Annotated in this window: 15 protein-coding genes; 6 read left to right on the top strand and 9 right to left on the bottom strand. The window is 63.7% G+C overall.

Annotated features, from left to right (window positions below; translation table 11 throughout):
* Nucleotides 1–58: 58 nt before the first annotated feature.
* The 6 genes from HPY44_01705 to HPY44_01680 form a co-directional block, all read right to left on the bottom strand.
* Nucleotides 59–1,780, bottom strand: a complete 1,722-nt coding sequence (locus HPY44_01705) for a glycosyltransferase family 39 protein (GenBank protein ID NSW54703.1) — start codon at nucleotides 1,778–1,780, stop codon at nucleotides 59–61.
* Nucleotides 1,781–1,902: 122 nt separating this feature from the next.
* Nucleotides 1,903–2,883, bottom strand: a complete 981-nt coding sequence (locus tag HPY44_01700) for a Gfo/Idh/MocA family oxidoreductase (GenBank protein NSW54702.1) — start codon at nucleotides 2,881–2,883, stop codon at nucleotides 1,903–1,905.
* A gap of 54 nt (nucleotides 2,884–2,937) precedes the next feature.
* Entirely contained in the window at nucleotides 2,938–3,666 is a 729-nt protein-coding gene (locus HPY44_01695) for an outer membrane lipoprotein-sorting protein (GenBank protein NSW54701.1), read from the bottom strand.
* Entirely contained in the window at nucleotides 3,666–4,508 is an 843-nt protein-coding gene (locus HPY44_01690) for an ABC transporter permease subunit (GenBank protein ID NSW54700.1), read from the bottom strand. The genes HPY44_01695 and HPY44_01690 overlap by 1 nt, the downstream gene beginning before the upstream one ends.
* A 37-nt stretch (nucleotides 4,509–4,545) precedes the next feature.
* Nucleotides 4,546–5,463: an ABC transporter ATP-binding protein gene (locus HPY44_01685; protein ID NSW54699.1), complete on the bottom strand. Its 918-nt coding sequence runs from the start codon at nucleotides 5,461–5,463 to the stop codon at nucleotides 4,546–4,548.
* A 30-nt stretch (nucleotides 5,464–5,493) separates the two neighbouring features.
* Nucleotides 5,494–6,846 carry an aspartate aminotransferase family protein gene (locus tag HPY44_01680; GenBank protein ID NSW54698.1) on the bottom strand — a complete coding sequence of 451 codons (1,353 nt, stop codon included), beginning with the start codon at nucleotides 6,844–6,846 and terminating at the stop codon, nucleotides 5,494–5,496.
* Between the two features lie 267 nt (nucleotides 6,847–7,113).
* On the opposite strand from HPY44_01680, the gene HPY44_01675 reads away from it, so the two are divergent.
* The 5 genes from HPY44_01675 (at nucleotide 7,114) to HPY44_01655 (ending at nucleotide 12,211) form a co-directional block, all read left to right on the top strand.
* Entirely contained in the window at nucleotides 7,114–9,072 is a 1,959-nt protein-coding gene (locus HPY44_01675; protein ID NSW54697.1) for a hypothetical protein, read from the top strand.
* 38 nt (nucleotides 9,073–9,110) lie between these two features.
* Nucleotides 9,111–10,103 (top strand): Gfo/Idh/MocA family oxidoreductase, encoded by a 993-nt coding sequence (locus HPY44_01670; GenBank protein ID NSW54696.1) that lies wholly within the window; start codon nucleotides 9,111–9,113, stop codon nucleotides 10,101–10,103.
* A gap of 93 nt (nucleotides 10,104–10,196) precedes the next feature.
* Nucleotides 10,197–10,673, top strand: coding sequence for a hypothetical protein (locus HPY44_01665; protein NSW54695.1), 477 nt, complete (start codon nucleotides 10,197–10,199; stop codon nucleotides 10,671–10,673).
* 156 nt (nucleotides 10,674–10,829) lie between these two features.
* Nucleotides 10,830–11,618 (top strand): dihydropteroate synthase, encoded by a 789-nt coding sequence (gene folP / locus HPY44_01660; protein ID NSW54694.1) that lies wholly within the window; start codon nucleotides 10,830–10,832, stop codon nucleotides 11,616–11,618.
* A complete protein-coding gene (locus tag HPY44_01655) occupies nucleotides 11,615–12,211 on the top strand; it encodes a 5-formyltetrahydrofolate cyclo-ligase (GenBank protein NSW54693.1) in 597 nt (198 codons plus the stop codon). Before folP ends, HPY44_01655 begins: the two co-directional genes overlap by 4 nt.
* An 81-nt stretch (nucleotides 12,212–12,292) precedes the next feature.
* On the opposite strand, the gene HPY44_01650 is transcribed toward HPY44_01655, so the two are convergent.
* Together HPY44_01650 and HPY44_01645 are read right to left on the bottom strand one after the other, a co-directional pair.
* Nucleotides 12,293–13,330 carry a hypothetical protein gene (locus HPY44_01650; protein ID NSW54692.1) on the bottom strand — a complete coding sequence of 346 codons (1,038 nt, stop codon included), beginning with the start codon at nucleotides 13,328–13,330 and terminating at the stop codon, nucleotides 12,293–12,295.
* 5 nt (nucleotides 13,331–13,335) lie between these two features.
* Nucleotides 13,336–14,964, bottom strand: coding sequence for a hypothetical protein (locus HPY44_01645; protein NSW54691.1), 1,629 nt, complete (start codon nucleotides 14,962–14,964; stop codon nucleotides 13,336–13,338).
* Between the two features lie 295 nt (nucleotides 14,965–15,259).
* Between HPY44_01645 and grpE the strand changes: the two genes are divergently transcribed.
* Nucleotides 15,260–15,841, top strand: a complete 582-nt coding sequence (gene grpE / locus HPY44_01640) for a nucleotide exchange factor GrpE (protein ID NSW54690.1) — start codon at nucleotides 15,260–15,262, stop codon at nucleotides 15,839–15,841.
* Between the two features lie 88 nt (nucleotides 15,842–15,929).
* On the opposite strand, the gene HPY44_01635 is transcribed toward grpE, so the two are convergent.
* Complete coding sequence (locus HPY44_01635) at nucleotides 15,930–16,829, bottom strand: hypothetical protein (protein NSW54689.1); 900 nt, start codon at nucleotides 16,827–16,829, stop codon at nucleotides 15,930–15,932.
* Between the last annotated feature and the right edge of the window lie 52 nt (nucleotides 16,830–16,881).

The raw sequence follows: 16,881 nt of genomic DNA, 5'->3' as shown, positions 1-16,881 counted from the left end.
CCTTGTCGACGATGCCCTGAGCCGACCGTCCCACGCAGTGCAGGAGCAGCCCGCGATGCTATTCGGTTCGGCCGGTCGGGGCACCGCCGCCCTCGGCGTCTTCCCTCGGTTGCATGCGTTCCATTACTTCAGGCGGAAGGTCACGCTCGGCGTTGGGATCGGCCCGCAGCAAGACCCAACGTCCCTGGGAGAGCCGCTTACTGGTCACGTACCCCTCGAAATCGCGGTCTTCGGTGACGTTCACGGCGTACGCCGGCCCCCACTCCTTGAGCATCCGCTCGCTCGCGTCAAGTGCCGGGTTGGCCACCGCCGGCGTAAGGAGCATCCACCTGATCTTACCCACCTTGTCTTCCATGTTGCGCAGATCGCCGCGGGTCTTCGGCAGCCAGATTGCCGTCCGATCCCCGAACCACGCGATGGCCCATGGTGCATCGGTTAGAATGGGCCCTTCGGTGGTCGCCGTCACTTCGCGCGCGGACTGGGCAGTGCCGATGAGCACGCGCTGTTCGGGAGTGATCTCGCGGAAGCGGAAAAGCTCCAGGCCCACCGGCAGGGCGTTGATCACGAAGAGCACCCCCATGCCAATGCGCAGCAGGCGCATGCGGCGCTCTTCAACCGGTTCATCGATCCGCGCATTGAGCAGGCGCAGGAAGAATCCCGCGGCGATGACGATGGCAAAGGGAGCCAGCGGAGCAAGCTGGCGCGCGTCGGGGCTCACCAGGGCCAGCGTCATGAACATCAGGATGAAGGTCGCGTACCACAGGTAGCGCATGCGTTCGAAGGCCCTGGGCCCCAGCGTGACAATCACCGCCACCAGGAAGAACGGCGTGACATACAAGCCCGCGATGCCGGGCAAGACGTTGTACAGTCCAGCAATTCCGTCCCGGAATTTCTCCAGAATCTCCACCGGACGGTCCAGGACGTACCATGGCCACGACGGGAACTCCTCGGTGAACTGGCGATAGAGGGTGTTCCCGGGGTTCGTGCGAGTGCCCATGATCGATTCGGCCGCGCGGAAATTGAAGAACGGATCTCCGACCACGTTCACGTTGCGGATGCACCAGGGCGCGATGACCACGGCGAAGACCACGAGGAACAAGAGCAGCGTGGTCCACCGGCCTGAACGGTCACTGGACACCAGTATGTAGATGGCGATGAGCGGCAGAACCACGATCCACAGGACCTGGGTAAGATAGATCAGGCCCATGAGGATTCCGGCAATGGTGGCGAGGATTAGCCGCCACCTCTGCTTGCGAGCCAAAGCATGGAGCACCAGGAACAGCAGGGAGACCCACAGGCAAAGCCAGGATGTCTCCAGTCCCGAAATGGAGTAACCCAGCAGCAGCAGATTGGTGGCGTACAGGGCGGTCGCAAGGTACCCGGTTCGGATGTCGAAGAACTGCCAGCCCAGGAAGAAGACCACCGGGGCGGTCAGGAGGAACCCCAGGCCGCAAGAGAGAGCCAGCGCCCGTGAATCATCAGGCATGAACTTCATGAACTGCGCGGCAATCCACGGATGGACGGGCGACAGGGTCAGCTCAGGGTGTTTCTCGATCCGAGGGACTCGCGCAAGGCTCAACGGACGAACGATCTTGGTGGTATAGCCGTCCCCATTTGCGAGGTTTCGGGCCACCTGACCGTAGTCCATGGCGTTGATGTCGCTTATCCCCTTGAACCGTCCCGCATGGTACATAAGGTACGAGACGATGACCAGCAAGGCAACCAGCAGGATAAGCCCCACCTTGCCGACGGTCTCCATCCACGTCTTTGTGGTGTCCATCCGTCTAGCCAGGCCCCCTTCGAGGCGTGTGAAGGCTCATTACGGCAGTCGACGCATTCTACCACAAGAAGCGCTCAAGCAACAATCGCCTGCGGGGCGCGAGGCGATGAGAGCGACAGGCGTCACAGCAACGACGCGTCTATCACGGTTCCGTCACGCATAGACAGCTTGGCGGCCTCAAGCGCCACCATGGTCCGCCGGACATCGCGCCCCGAAGCTTCGGGCTCGCGCCCTTCCAGGATCGCGGCCGCGAATTCTCCCAGTTGCTCGCGCATCCCGCCGCCGTCCTGCAAAGGCGCATCGATGATCTGGTCACCCAGGACCAGCCCATTTGTCTCGATCTTGAGCGCGTTCTCCTCGCCGATCACGATGCAATCCCACGCGCTGAAGACGCAGTTGATGGAATGCTGTTGGGTCGCCATCGCGCCATTGGCCAGGTTCATCTGGATCGTGATATCGTCGTAGTCCCTCCAGTGCGGATTGGTGCGCCTGCCGGTGGCGAAAACCGTTTCCACCGGGGAATCCATGAGCCACAGGATGGCGTCCACTTCGTGGGAACCGTACCCGTACAGCACCCAGCCCCCCGCGAGGTCCGGATCTGCCGACCAGGGCGCGTTGGGGTACTCCTTCATTAGCCCGAGCCTGCGGCGCAGGACGTTCACCGGCCGCCCGATGGCACCCTCGCGGATCATCTGCTTCGCGAGGCGATTGGCATTGCGGAACCGCAGAACCTGACCGATCATCAGCACGGTGCCCGCCTGATCTGCCGCCGCAATCATCTCATCGGCATCGGCGAGGGTGGTCTCCATGGGTTTCTCGCACAGGACATGCTTACCCGCTTGAGCGCAGGCCACAGCGGGCGCCCGATGCAAGTGATGCGGCAGGCAGATGCTCACCGCCTGCACCGCGGAATCAGCGGCCATCTCCTCGACGCTGGTATATGCCCGCTCTGCGCCGAACTGGCGGGCACATTCCTCCGCGCGCTCGGGTTGGATATCGCAGGTAGCCAGGAGCTTGAGCCCGGGCACGAACTCCAGGGCGTTCAGATGGGCGCGGGCGATTCCGCCACAGCCGATGATGCCGTAGCCGATGGTTGCTGGCATGGATGTTCGATGATCCTTTCGTGTTTGAGAAGCAGGTAGCGCTGCGGAGCCGGGTCAGGGCCGTCTGTCCCTGTGAGGAGGTCCGAAGTGGCGATTGCCGGAGTCCTGGCGGCTGCGCGAGGCTTCAGCGATCTTCCTGTCCATGAACTCGTCGGTCAGGCCCGTGTTCACCTGATAGTCCTTGAAGCTTGCCGTGACCCGGGCCTGTTTGCCCCCGCCGGCGAAATCGCCCTTCACCACGCAGTCAACCCTCGTGGGCATCCAGAATCCGCCGGACTTCGCGTAGCTGAAATCCACGCTGAGGATGAGCTTGTCGCCGGAGTAGACGTGCACCTTGTCGGTGGTCCAGCGGTCCGAGCGCACCCAGACCAGCACCCGGGCGTTCCTGGCCTCAGTGTTGTCCTTGTTCTTCGGTACGAGCTTCACGCAGTATGTGGTCACTCCGCCGTCCGTGCGCTTTCCGACGAAAGAAGCCGTGGTCTCCTTGTCGATCTCTTTCGCGAGGTCCCCGAACAGCAATGCGCGACGTGGGATGAGGATCAGGCCGCGAGAGTCCACGAAGACCTTGTCGGGGCGTTTCACGTACACCTTCGCGGAACGCACGGGCATATCCACATCGGGGATCTTCGCATCCACGGTTACCGTGGCCGTGTAGTCTTTCACACCGTCCTGGGCCTTCATCGCCTTGCGGACTACATCCATGGGCGCGAGGTCCGCCAGGGCGAGGGTCTGCGCGACAAAAAGAGCGCAGGCGATCAGGGTCATCCGGCTGCGAATAGACATCAGCAGGTCATATCCTTTCGGCAGAAGACGGCCAGCGTCACAGCGATGGCCACCCCGGTATAGGCGCCCACATAGGCCAGGTCTTTCCAGATCGCGGGCCAATCCACCGGACGCACAAAGACGTGGCGGAAAGAGTGGAAGTGGCTTGTCAGCAGGTACGGTTGAAGCCATTCGAAGTATGGGATCGCCATAAGCGCGCCGCTCACGATGAGAAACCCCACGGTCACGCCGGCTGCAGTAAGGGAGCGTTCGAAGATTGTGGAGCAAAGCAGGGCAATGGCTGCCACCGAGAACAATGTGACCATGGTAAGGCCGTAACCCACCGCCAGACGCAGGAGCCCGTTGCGCTCTTCAAAGATGCGCAGGCCGCGCTCCACAGTGATGATATCGCCGCCGCCGAAAAGTATGTAGCCAGCGATCAGCGAAGTCAGCCCCAGGAACAGCACCAGTGAGCCCGCATGCACGAATGCGGCTACCAGCTTGCCCAATACAACCGCCCAACGGTGCACGGGCCGGATCAGAACGGTTCTCAGGGTCCCGCGCTGCGCTTCGCCCGCTACCAAGCCGCCGGCGATCATGCTGATGAGCAGGGGGATGAAGACGTTGATGGCCACGGGGATTTCCAGCAAGAGGTAGGGCACCAGGCCGCCGCTCACAAGGTTCCCCCCGACGGCCATTTCCGCGCCGAACCTGCGGTTTACATCGCCGCTGGACGGTCCCTCGGCCCAGATGCCCCACATGAACATGGCCACCAGGAACGCCAGCAAGGCATACCCGGCATAGGTGCCCTTCTGCCGGTACATCCGCTCCAGTTCCCCGGCGACAATAGCCCAAAGGCGCATGGTGAACTCCTCGAGTCCTGGCCGAAAAACGCCTCGCCTACCCCATGATCTGCAGGTAAAGGTCCTCCAGGGACATCCGTTCGTGACTCAGTGACGATACCCGCAGCCCTGCGGAAACCAGCGCAGCGTTGATATCCGCCGCGGCATCGGCAGGGCAACTCAGGCGCAGCAGCCCGTCGCGCAGCTCCGCGGACTGCACGAAATCCATCCGCCCAGCGATCTCCAGAGCCTTCTGGCCGTCATCTACAGTGATGTGCAGCACCGCCTGAGCCCCGGATAGAAGGTTCGCGACCTTGTCTCGCCGCACGATCTTCCCCTTGCGCACCATGGCCGCGTCGGTGCAGATCAGCTCCACCTCATGCAACAGGTGGCTTGAGAGGAAGACCGTGATACCCTCCTCGCGGTTGATGCGCTGGAGCAAGTCGCGCACTTCCACAAGACCCCGTGGGTCCAGGCCGGAGGCGGGTTCGTCGAGAATCAGGAGCTTCGGCCGGGGAATCAGCGCCTGCGCGATGCCCAGCCGCTGCTTCATACCGTGGGAGTAGGCGCGCACCGGGTCCCGCTCGCGTCCGGTGAGGCCCACAAGGTCGATCACTTCATCCACACGACGCCGGTCCAGCGGCCCGGAGAGGGATGCCAGAAGCTCGAGATTGCGTCGGCCCGACAGGTACTCGTGAAACGCCGGCTCTTCCACAAGAGCGCCCACTCTGCCGCCGCTGCGCGAAACGACACTTCCCGCAGGCAGGCCCCACATCCGTGCAGTGCCACTTGAGGGCCGTATCAGCCCCAGCAGAATACGGATCGTGGTGCTCTTCCCCGCGCCGTTGGGGCCGAGAAAGCCGAAGATCTCGCCCGGTTGCACGGTGAGGTCCAGGCCATCCAGTGCCTGGATTCGCCCGTACCGCTTGCGCAGGCCGGTGATCTCGATTGCGGGCGCATCGCGAAGCACAAGCAATCCCCGTCAGTCTTCTGAACGGATGCCGCGTCACACGTACCCGAACTCGCGCTCCACCTCGTCGATGCTCTCTTCGATGATCTGCAGGGCCTTTTCGGCCAGTTCCTTCTGCATGACCACGGGGGGCGACAGGCGCAGCACATTTCCAGCGGGCACCCAGGCCAGGCCTTTCGCGAAGGCCCGTTGGTACACTAGACGCCCTTCGTCCTCCGCGGGTTCCCTGGTGGACCGATCCTTGACCAGTTCCAGGCCGAGAAGGCAGCCGATTCCGCGCACATCGCCAATGAGCGGGTGGCGATCCATCATCTCCCGCATCCGGGCAAGCAGGAAGTTGCCCAGTTCCGTGGCCCGGCGGCAGAGATCCTCTTCCTCAATGACCTCGATGCTCGCGAGAGCCGCCGCGCAGGCCATGGGATTGCCGCCGTAACTTGTGGATGCGCTGATCTTCTCCACCTGGTCCTTGTACTTGTCACGGACCAGCATCGCAGTCACGGGGAACCCGTTGCCCAGGCCTTTACCGAGGGTGAGGACGTCGGGCACCACATCCCAGTGCTCTACCGCGAACATCTTCCCGGTGCGGGCCATGCACGTGAGGACCTCGTCGGCGAACAGCAAGATGCCGCGCTCATCGCAGAAAGCCCGCAAGGCCTGCATGTAGCCGTCCGGCGGCACGGTGGAGCCTGCCCAGCCCTGGATGGGCTCAAGCACAATCGCCGCCACACGCCCAGCGGTCTCCTCGCGGATCACCGTGTCGATGTAATCCAGGCAGAACAGGCCGCAGTCGGGATAGGTCTTGTCGAAGGCGCAGCGGTAGCAGAAAGCCCGGGGCGCGAGGTGGAACCCCGGCGCGCGCAGGCCCTGGGTGGGGTCAAGGCGCGCCAGAGACACCGCCCCCAGGGTTTTGCCATGGAAATCCTTGTGGAAGGAGATGAACTCCAGGTTAGGGTGATTCGCGGCCCGGCAGATACGCAGTCCGGCCTCCACGGCTGCCGTTCCTGAGTCGTACAGCTGGATGCCGCCGAGGTCCCCCGGCGCAATCTCCGCCAGCTTCTCCAGCAGCTTCGTTTTGACGGGTGTGGTGAAATCATGGCAGTTCATGAGCGTCTTCGCGGCAGCGGCCACGGCCTCGGAAATCTTCGGATGGCAGTGGCCCAGGGTGGTGACGTAGATGCCGCTGGAGAAGTCGATATACTCGTTGCCGTCCACGTCCTTCAGGATGACCCCGAAGCCGCTCTCGAAGGCCACCGGGAAGAGGCGCACCTGGCTGGAGTAGCCCTTCATGTACTGAGCGGCGCGGTTGTGCAGTGCCCTGGACTTCGGCCCCGGCGGCGGACAGACGATGCGCGGGTATTGTGAGGGGTCAACATCGGCCCAGTAGGTCATGGTAAGAGGCTCCTTTGGATCGAGGGACTTGACACACGTATAGCTTCCCCCGCAGGGGTGTCCAATCCTGCTTCCATTCGAGGATGAACAGGGAGTCTGTGGCCCGAAAGCGAATAGAGGCCAATGAAGGGGCGAAGGCGCGTTGGCGCATTTGGTCAGGAACACGATCGCGGCCCGGCTTGTTCAAGGCCTTAGCACTTCCCCGCATCTGCGCCCGGGGGATCGCGCAGCAGCTTTGCCCGACGCAACTGAAGGAGACCCATACACGTGACTGACTGGGATGACCGGGTGACGCCCGGCGATGAGGCTGATTCTGAGGACACGCCGGAAGAACCAACGGAAATCGCTCCCGACGAGGCGGACGAGTACTCCACCGACGAGCCGGAGTCCGTGGACTCTTCGGGCCTGTGGGAGCCTGCGGGATACCGCTGGTCCACGGCAGCGGATGCGCCTGTGGAGGCGCTGGAAGAGGCCGAGACGGTTGATACCACGGGCCTTTCCGGCGGCCTGCGCGCGCTCTTGGTGGCCCTCGGGTGCCTGTTTGTCATGGTACTCGCGGTGGGCGGGTTTGCGCTGAAGCTCTGGTTCGACCGTCTTGCGGCCCAGGAAGCCCTCGGTGCTTCGGCCCGGGCGCTCAGCCTCACCATGTCGCCGGCTCTCGCGGGAGCCCTGAATCCGCGCCTGGAAGCGGTGAATGAGGCCATTGAACGCGGGCATTTCGCGGAGGCCGCCACGCGCTTGGACAACATCCTCCGCGGAGTGGGAGGCCAACAAGGCGCTGAGGGGACAGGCGAGGGTTCTCCTTTCCCGGGGCCGAACTTCGCCATGCCCCCATCCGGCAGCAAGAGTGAAGGCCCGGGGGCTGACGCCCCCGGCAATCGGCAGGGCACTCCCGGGCGTGCGGGCCGCCCTGGAGGACCTGGTGGCGCTCCGCCCGGTGCACAGGGCGGACTTGAGGAGCTGCCTCCGGCCGCGGTGGCGTTCTTCCAGAAAAATCCGGATATCGGCAAGCTGGTGGCTCAGGCGAATATGATGGGGCTGCAGCTCAAGGAGCGCGGCGGAGACGTCACGAAACTGCGCGACCTGCGCAGATCGATCATCGAGGCCGCGCGTCTGCAGGATGCCGACGAGGTTTTGGACCTGCTGAAGCAGTTCGACGCGGAGTTCAAGAAGCAGGCCGCGAAGATCATGGGTTCGCGGCCCGGAACGCGGCCCGAGGGCGGCAGGATGCCTCGTCCCGGCCGTCGTCCGCAGGGACCTACCCAGCCGCCGAAGCGGTTCCTCACCATGGCCCGGCAGTGCGGCGAAGCTCTCCAGAAGGCCCAGATGGAAGGCCGAGACGTGCGCCCGGCACTTCAGTTCATGCGCCAGGGGGAGCTTGCTGCGAGAGCCGGCAACTTCAAGAAAGCCATGGAAGTGACCCGCAAGGCAATGGATGCGCTGAAGAATGCGCCCGCAATGCCTGCACAGCCCAAGCTCTTTCAGAACCCCATCGTCCACATGCTCCTGGGCCTCATGAAAGTGGAAGATGACGAACTCAGGGGCGCTCTCACCTCCCTGCGCAACACATACGCGATCGCGAAAAACACCACCGTGACCGAGCTCTCCAAGGCCATGGGTGGGGCCATCGAGACCCTTGAGCGCGTGGGCAAGCGCCGGCAGTCCGTTGGTCGTCAGCTGGAGATGATTCGGAGCGGCAAGAAGCCGGATCAATCGGCGGAGGAGATGGCCAGGCAAGCCGAAGAGATGCGTGAGAAGGCCAGGGAGCGGTTGGAAGCCACCCGGGAGGAGATGGGCAAGATCCTGGAACGCGCCCGGGAAATGTCGCCCGAGGAGTTCGCGAAGGAGAAGGACGGGCTGCTGGACGCCATCCTCAAGCTCATCTTCCCACCTCGTCCGGGAGAGCCGGGCGCCCAGGCGGGTAAGCCGTCCGAGCCCGAGCGGCCCGTTGACCTGCCCACGGAGGACCGAGTGCGCCAGAAACTGCTGCTGGCCGCCGAACCGTACCTGAAGGTGAAAGCCGACCCGGAGCAGAAGGAATTGGCAACGGAGCTTGCCGACCTGTTCCGGCGGTCGCGTGAACTGCTGGCGAAACGCGACTACGACCAGGCCGAGATGCTGGCAGAACGCGGCTTGGCCCTGCTTGGTATCGGGCAGGACAGTGCAGGCTCCGCACCGAACCACGCGCCGGAGAGCCCGCAGGACCCCGCCGGGCCGAGCGACTGATGTCCCTTGCCCCGGCGCACGCAATGAGGTGTTGAGCCATGCGAGTCGCCATTCTTGGGGCAACCCACTGGCACGTTGACCTGTACTACGTCCCTGCACTGCAGAAAGCGGGGGCGGAGATCATCGCGGTTCATGACCCGGACGCCGAAGCACTGCAGCGCGTGTGTCCGGGTCTGGAATGCCCCCGTTACACCGACCATCAGGCGCTTCTGGAAGCAGAGGCGCCTGACCTCGTCTTCGCCCACGCTCCTCATGCCGAGATGACCGCGCTTGCCGACGACCTGATTGAGCGCGGTCAGCCCTTCCATATGGAAAAGCCCATGGGCACCCACTGGCCGAGGGTCGATGCGCTCGCGGTGAAGGCCGCCACCAACCGCGTCTGGACCTCGGTGGCCCTGGTCAGCCGCTATTACGGACTGGTGGAGGCCCTGCGAGAGGCCCTGACTGCAGGCGAACTGGGCAAGCCCGTGCACTACTACCACAGCCTGTTCGCCGGGTCGCCTCTGCGCTACAAGGACTGGGGCGTGGGCTGGATGCTGGACCCGGAAATCGCCGGTGGCGGCCCCCTGTGGAACTTCGGGCCCCATGTGGTCGACCTGTTCCTGTACCTCGTGGACAGCCAGGTGACAGAGGTCAGTTGCTGGACCAGCCACGGCATCTACGGGCTGGAGATTGAGGATATCGCGACCATCAGGCTCACCGGGGCTTCGGGCGCCATGGGATTGGGCGAGGTGAGCTACACCATGCCCTCGAGCTACGAGCGGTTCTTCTCCATCACTACCGACCGGCTTCATTTCGGCGGCACGAAGATGGGTTGCGGCGCGATCCTCTTTCGCGACGGGACCGAACGCATCGTCGAAGGTCCCGATTCCGACACCGTCTACGAGGCCTACGTCGCCGACACACTGCGATGCTTCGAGGCCGGGGAACCGGCCCGCGCGTCGGTCGCCGACATGGCCCGGGTGCTCAAGGTACTGGATGCCGCCCGGACATCAGCGAAGACCGGAGAGCCAGTTACGGTACGCCCCTGATGCGCGCGGAACCGAATGCCCCCAGAGTTGTTTGCCCATCACAGGGGAAGCACCCTCTTGTGTGCGCAGTACTATCGTGAGAGGAGCCTGAAGATGACCCGAAAGATTACTCTCGCTGCCGTGGTTGTCGCGTTGCTTGCCGCCGCCGTGTTTGTCCCCGCCTTTCTCCGGGACCAGAAAGCAGATGCCGCGAAGGACTGGCTAAAGGACTTCGACGCAGTGGCGAAAGAGTTCAAGGCCTGCCTTGTCGTAACCGAGGAGGCCGAAGGCCAGGAGCCGACCGAGACCGTTGTCGAGCTTGAGGGCCCGCGCCGGATGATCTACTACACGCCCGAGACATCGAAACACAATCGGGTGTTCGCAGGGGCCGTGTACGCTTTCCATATCAACGGGAACCCGGAAGTGATTATGGCCATCGAGAACTCCGGCACCGATGAAGAGCCGGACACCTTCATCGAAATCAGCCGGCTCAGCGGCGGCGCGGTGCGGGTGTACCGTGGCGAGGAACTCGTGGCCGACTTTCCTCAGAGGATGCGCGTGGACGGAGCGTATGTTGGCCTGACGCGGTAGGTCCGGCGTGTCGGCACCTGGGAGCCATCCGCTACCGCCGACGGGAACTCCTGACCGGAGGGTCAGCAAGCCATGGAACATGCCGCAGCCCCCTGTCCTCCGCCGGTCACGCTTCCCGGCGGGGGCGAACTGTGTTTCGACCACCGGACGCTGGTCATGGGCATCCTGAACGTCACCGATGACTCCTTCTCGGGCGACGGCCTGGGCGCCGACAGCATGTCCGCCGTGGAGCAGGCCGCGCGCTTCGTGGCCGACGGCGCGGACATCCTGGACATCGGCGGGGAATCCACTCGACCCGGCAGCGAACCGGTCCCTGTCCAGCAGGAACTGGACCGGGTCGTGCCTGTGATCACTGCGCTCCGGGCAGCTATCGATGTGCCTCTGTCCGTGGACACCAGCAAGCCCGAAGTGGCCCGGCAAGCCCTCTCCGCGGGCGCGCACATCATCAACGACATCAACGGCCTGCGGGCCGAAGGGATGATCGAGGTGGCCGCTCAGTACGGCGCCCCGGTGGTCATCATGCACATGCAGGGCGAGCCGCGCACCATGCAGGTCGCGCCGCACTATGACGATGTGGTGGAAGATATCAAAGCATGGCTTGCGGAGCGCATTGAAGACTGCGTCGGGGGGGGAATCCCGGAGCACCAGATCATCATCGACCCAGGCTTCGGGTTCGGCAAGACGGTGAATCACAACCTGGAGATGCTTCGGCGGCTCAAGGAGTTCACTGTTCTCGGCCGGCCAATCCTCATGGGCACCAGCCGGAAGTCCACCATCGGGAAGGTGCTGGACGTGCCCGTGGAGGAGCGCGTTTTCGGCACGGCGGCAACTTGCGCCGTGGCCATCCACAATGGCGCGAATATCATCCGGGTGCATGACGTAGCTCAGATGGCCCAGGTGGCGCGCATGACCGACGCGATCTTGCGGGGGTGGCCGAGGGAATGAGGTCCCCCGAAGATCGCAGGAAGAGAGAACTGCGTCAGGCGATCCTGGCAAGACGCAGGGCGCTTTCACCGGAGCACATCGCAGACCGCAGCCTGATCATCACCGCCCGGGTACTGCAGTCGTGGGAGTACCAGCAGGCGCGGACGGTGTTGCTCTATTCCAGTTTCGACAGCGAAGTGCTTACCGGGGACCTGATCGCGGCGGCGATGCGGGATCGCAAGCGGGTACTCCTGCCACGAGTGAACCGCGCCAAGCACGCCCTGGACCTGTACTATGTGGAGGATGTCGACACGCAGCTCGCCCCCGGCGTATGGGGCATCCGCGAGCCGGTGCCGGAACTGTGCGAGCCCGGCAGGCTGGAGGACATCGAGTGCGTCATGGCCCCCGGAATCGGTTTCGACATCTACGGCGGCCGTCTCGGGTATGGCGGCGGTTACTACGACCGCCTGCTCAACTCTCTCACACCAGCCCAGGCACGGGTAGCAGTGGGCCTGTGTTTCGAGTTGCAGGTCGTCCACGAAGTGCCCCGCGGGTTTTTCGACGCTGGCGTGAGCATCATCTGCACCGAGGCGAACCTGATCGACTACCGCTGAGGCACGAAACGAAGTGCTGTCTACCGGACTGCGCCGGAATCCCGTGCCTGGTTCATCCCTTGCTCCCGGCGTGGCGCTCGCCTACGCCATCTGAGCCGCCAGATCCGCCATCGCCATGAAGTTCCGCGCAGCCCGTTCCGTGTAAGTTCCCGATGCTGTGCCTCCCAGCACGAATCCCCAGCCCTCGGACTCGATGATCCTCTCCCGCGCCATCTCTAGAACCCTGGCCTCGGGCAGCTTGTCGATGACTTCCATGTCATCGAGATTGCCCACGAAGCAGATTCGGTCGCCGATACGCTTCTTCGCTTCGGGGAAATTGAAGTCTCCCCAGGGCGGGGCTTCGAAGCAGTCACACGCATCCATGCCGATATCGGCCAGCAGTTCCAGGTACTTCATGGTGGGCCCGTGATTGTGATAGTAGACCGTGGCGCCGTGGGAGTGCATGATGTCGGTGACCTTGCGGTCAGGCTCGGTCACGGTCTGGCGATACGCGGCCGGGCCAAGCTGTGTACTGGCGTATTCCCCGCCGAGCAGCCTGAAGGCGTCGATACCCGCCTTGCAGCAGCGGTCGGCCTGCTCGCAGACCCGCTCATTCGCCGCGTGGATCAAGGCCATGAAGGCATCCGGCGCATCGACCCACAGGTATGAGAAGTCTTCGGGCGAGAAGAACTGGGCCGGGGTGCAGATGGCGTCGGCGAAACCAAAGAGCACGATGCCCTCGTCGCCGATCCGGTCCTTCCACTGCAGGAATTGCGTGGCGTCAATGGGCGGCGGCTCGTAGGGAACCGACAGAAGCTTCTCCACATCGTCCGCGTCCTTGCAGGCGAATTTCACCTGCGCGCCAGTGATCTCCGTGCGCTGGTAGACGCTGGTCAGGTCCCCCTTGGGGGTGTGCAGGACGGTGACGGTGCGGTTGCCTTCGGTGGTTGATTCCGACTTCGCCGCCGCACCCAGGAAGCCGCCCGCGCCGCCGACACACTGGATGAAATCGGTGCGCTTCACAAGCTCCAGCCCGATCTCGCTGTCAGGATTCACATGGCCGAAACCGAAAGGCGCTACAGGAACGCGATCGGGCTTGCCCCGTTCGAATGCGCAAAGGAGTCGCTCACGTGAGGTCATCGCTGTCAGACCGTCCCTTCGGGTATTGTCACGAACGCCCGCGCGTCCACTGCTTTTGGCGCGCAGGCGCTGATTCGCACCCTATCGCCCGGCCGGGCGCGCACGAACCACTCCAGATCGCGATAGCCTGAGACGCCCGCCAGCTGCCCAAGCTCCGCAACGCCGCCGCGTGACACAACTTCAGCCCCCTCGATCTCCACACGCACAGGCTCATTCTGGACCACCCGGTGACCCAGCTCAGTGATCTGCGTGGGCAGGTCGCCGGTATTCATCACCGTCGCCCGAAGGCGGTAGATGCGGCCCTCGATGGGCGTCACGTTCACCTTCGTGATGGCCAGCCTGGGGTATCTGCGAGCATGATCCAGGACGAACTCAGTGCAGCGCGGAGCGATTGCGGCCATGTCCTCACTCAGGGGATTGGCGAGGAAATGCCGGCGCCAGCCACCGATCTCCACCGGGCCAAGCTGCGGATGATCGAAGGGCTGCCAGTCGACGTAGGCGCCCTTCTGGGGATTCTCGTCATGCCATTGGAGCGCCAGCAGGTCGTACTCGCGGCGCTCGACATCATCCGAAGCAAAGTACTGCTCGGTGGTCACTCCGCGCGAGTTGTAGATGTTGCCCAGCTCGATCTCGTAGACGAACAGGCCCAGGTGGCGGTAGCCCCAGTCATGGAAGTGTCCTCGGAGCGCGATGGGCTTGCTCTTGTCCAGTCTGTAATCCACCACCGCGCGCAGGCGGAAGCCGGTGATGTCCTCGCCCCGCAGGCCGATCTCCCGCATCTTTTCAAGGTCCGCCGGGAGGATGTCGTCATCGCTCCCGGTGGATGGTGGCCGCAGGACGGAATTGCACCCGCAGTGGTATCCGAGAATGCCGAAAATGTTGGGGTGCGCGTAGATGAACTCGGCCAGCGCTCGCATTTCGGGCTGCGAGAAGGGGAAGTCTCCAGCGCCGCCCTGCTCGTACTCCGGCCGCCAGTTGGCGCTCCAGTTGCGGTTGAAGTCCGCCGAACGTTCAGCGTGGACCACCGGGCCGCCGTCCCAGTCCTGCACGAAGCCCTCGGGATACACGAAGTAGAACGGCCCGGCAACATCGCCGGCCTCGCGCGGGATGAGGAGGCGACCGTCCTGCGGGTGCTCGCGCAGGTTCCCGCAGGGATCCTCCTTGCGCATCCACAGGATCAGCCCATCGCCGTTGACATCGCTCTGGACCAGGCCGTTCTTTCGTACCCGGGGAGCATTGCGGCTGCGAATGCTCCCCCCGGTCTGGAGGGCGAATTCCGCGCCGTCCGGGTTCATGCGAGGGACCACGTAAAAGACCACGTCTTCCAGGAGTTGGCGTATCCCCGCGTCCCGCTCCCAGCCTTCGAGGAGATGCTTCACGAGATGCAGTGCCGCCGTGGTGCCGGCGACCTCCTGGGCATGCACCACCGCCTGCACGAGATAGGCGGGCTTGGCCGACGGGTCATCACACGGCGCGGTGATCTGCGCGCACCACAATTGCCTGCCTTCGGGGGTCCGGCCGAGCGCATCCAGGCTGATCAGTTCTCCAAAGACAGCCCTAGCGTCGTCCAGGAAACCGGTGGTCTCGTCCCAGGTCAGGTAGTGGTCGAAGGGAATGGGCGGCAATTCTCTCACGGCGCATCTCCCTCCCATTGGCGTGTTGCTCCCACCGTGACCATTTCCTCGGTGTGACAGGGATATCCTTTGGGGGCTCCAGAGATCAGCATCAGGGACTGAGTTCCCCTTGAGCACGTCCTTGCCTGCACCGGCGGTTCCCGGTAGACTCTGAGAGACGGGCCCTGGAAGGCCCATGAGCCTGTCGGGGCGTTCTACTCAGAGAGAAACGCTCCACGAAAACGGATGACATCAACTACTGTTCGGGCCGGTGAGCTCTGCCGCCTGAACTGCACGCCACATGGAGGACCGACGCATGACCAGCGACAAGCCAACCCGGAAATCAATACCTGCTCCCCAGGCCGCTGCGACCGACCTGCCCGCGGAAGCCTCGGAACCACAGCAAGCCGAAGAGCAGCCGCAAGAGGATCTCCCGCGGGACCGCATAGCCGAACTGGAGGCCCAGGTTGAGGCCGAGAAGGACAAGGCCCTGCGCGCCATTGCGGAGCTTCAGAACTACCGGCGCCGCGCCCAGGAGGAAGCCGCGCAGCGAAGCCTGTATGCTAACGAGGGCATCCTGTTTGACCTGATCACCGTCCTGGACCATTTCGAGATGGCTTGCGAAGCGGCCGAGGCCAACGAACACACCCAGGTCGTCTGCAAGGGTTACGAGATGATCCTTCAGCAACTGCGCGACGTGATGAGCAGGCACGGATTGCAGATCATCCAGGCCGAACCCGGGGAGGACTTCGATCCGAACCTGCACGAAGCGGTAGAAGGCGTTCCAACGGAGGAGTCCAACGAGGGGACCATTGTGCGGGTGTTGCGCAAGGGCTACCGACTGCACGACCGCGTCCTGCGACCGGCGCAGGTTGCCGTGGCTGTGAGGCACTCGTAGACGGACTGCGAGACGAAAAGGGGGACAGGCGCTCGGCATCTCACGAAGTCGCGCCTGCCCCCGAACCATCATTTCCGGTTTTCTGAGATCAGTCCGTCTCTTGGATCAGCGGCAGGAGCGCCTCGTCGATGCTCTCTTCGCTGTCCCCTACTGACACCCCGTCGAACAGGTACCAGCGCTCCTCATGCTCCACAGCTTCCTCAGGTTCGAGCCAGGTCAGTGGCCCGAGGGACTCGACTTCTAGGATCGCGTCATTGGTAAAGACCTCCACCGCCGCCCCCCAGTCCGGATACTCCGCCTCCGGGTCGTAATCGAACCGCTTCACGAAAAGAAGGCCATTGCGCAGGTAGCACAGCCAGCCGTCTTCGGCACTGAGACCGAACTTGCAGCGTCGCTCCATGTTGGGGTTCTGGCGCATCCGGATGTACTTCTCGCCCCAGGTGAGTCGCGGGTCACTCATGTTGGTGTAAGGCCACAAGGTCAGCCGGCGGTTGGGCAACAGCGATTCGAAATCCCCCTGGGGCTGGGGCACGATAGCCTCGCCGTTCTTCGCCATGACCGTCAGCGCCCACGGGGCCAGTTCGATGCCCCACACTCCCCGGTTCGTGAGCCGATGCTGCACGGTGACACAGTTATCGCCCTCGAGCATCACCAGCATTTCCTTCTGGATGCCCGTGTCCGGCTCGGTGGGCTGGACAAGGTGGACACCCCCCTCGATCTCGTTGGCCTGAATGGGATCATTGTCCGGCGAGTAAGACCGGGGCTTCTCCTCGGGTGAATGCCAGAGCCGGTGGCCACCGAACAAGTTCCATTCCTGACCGCCCTGCACCCCCTTTGTCTCCTCAATCACTCCGAAGGCATTCTCCCCGCCCGCCATACCGAAGTGGATGATGCGCGGGCCGACGACGGTGGTGATGACAAGCTCAATGGTCCCGTTGCTCAGTCGGATGCAGTCCGGCCAGCCAAGATACTCGATGCGTTCGGTCATCTGCATGGCTCCTTTTCAGCCTGTGGTTTCGCAGTGTTTGAGCGCTGCTCAT

It is taken from the genome of Armatimonadota bacterium (assembly GCA_013314775.1).
Taxonomy (GTDB): domain Bacteria; phylum Armatimonadota; class Zipacnadia; order Zipacnadales; family JABUFB01; genus JABUFB01.
Note: the sequence above shows the minus strand (reverse complement) of the source record. Positions and strands in the feature narration are given on the sequence as shown.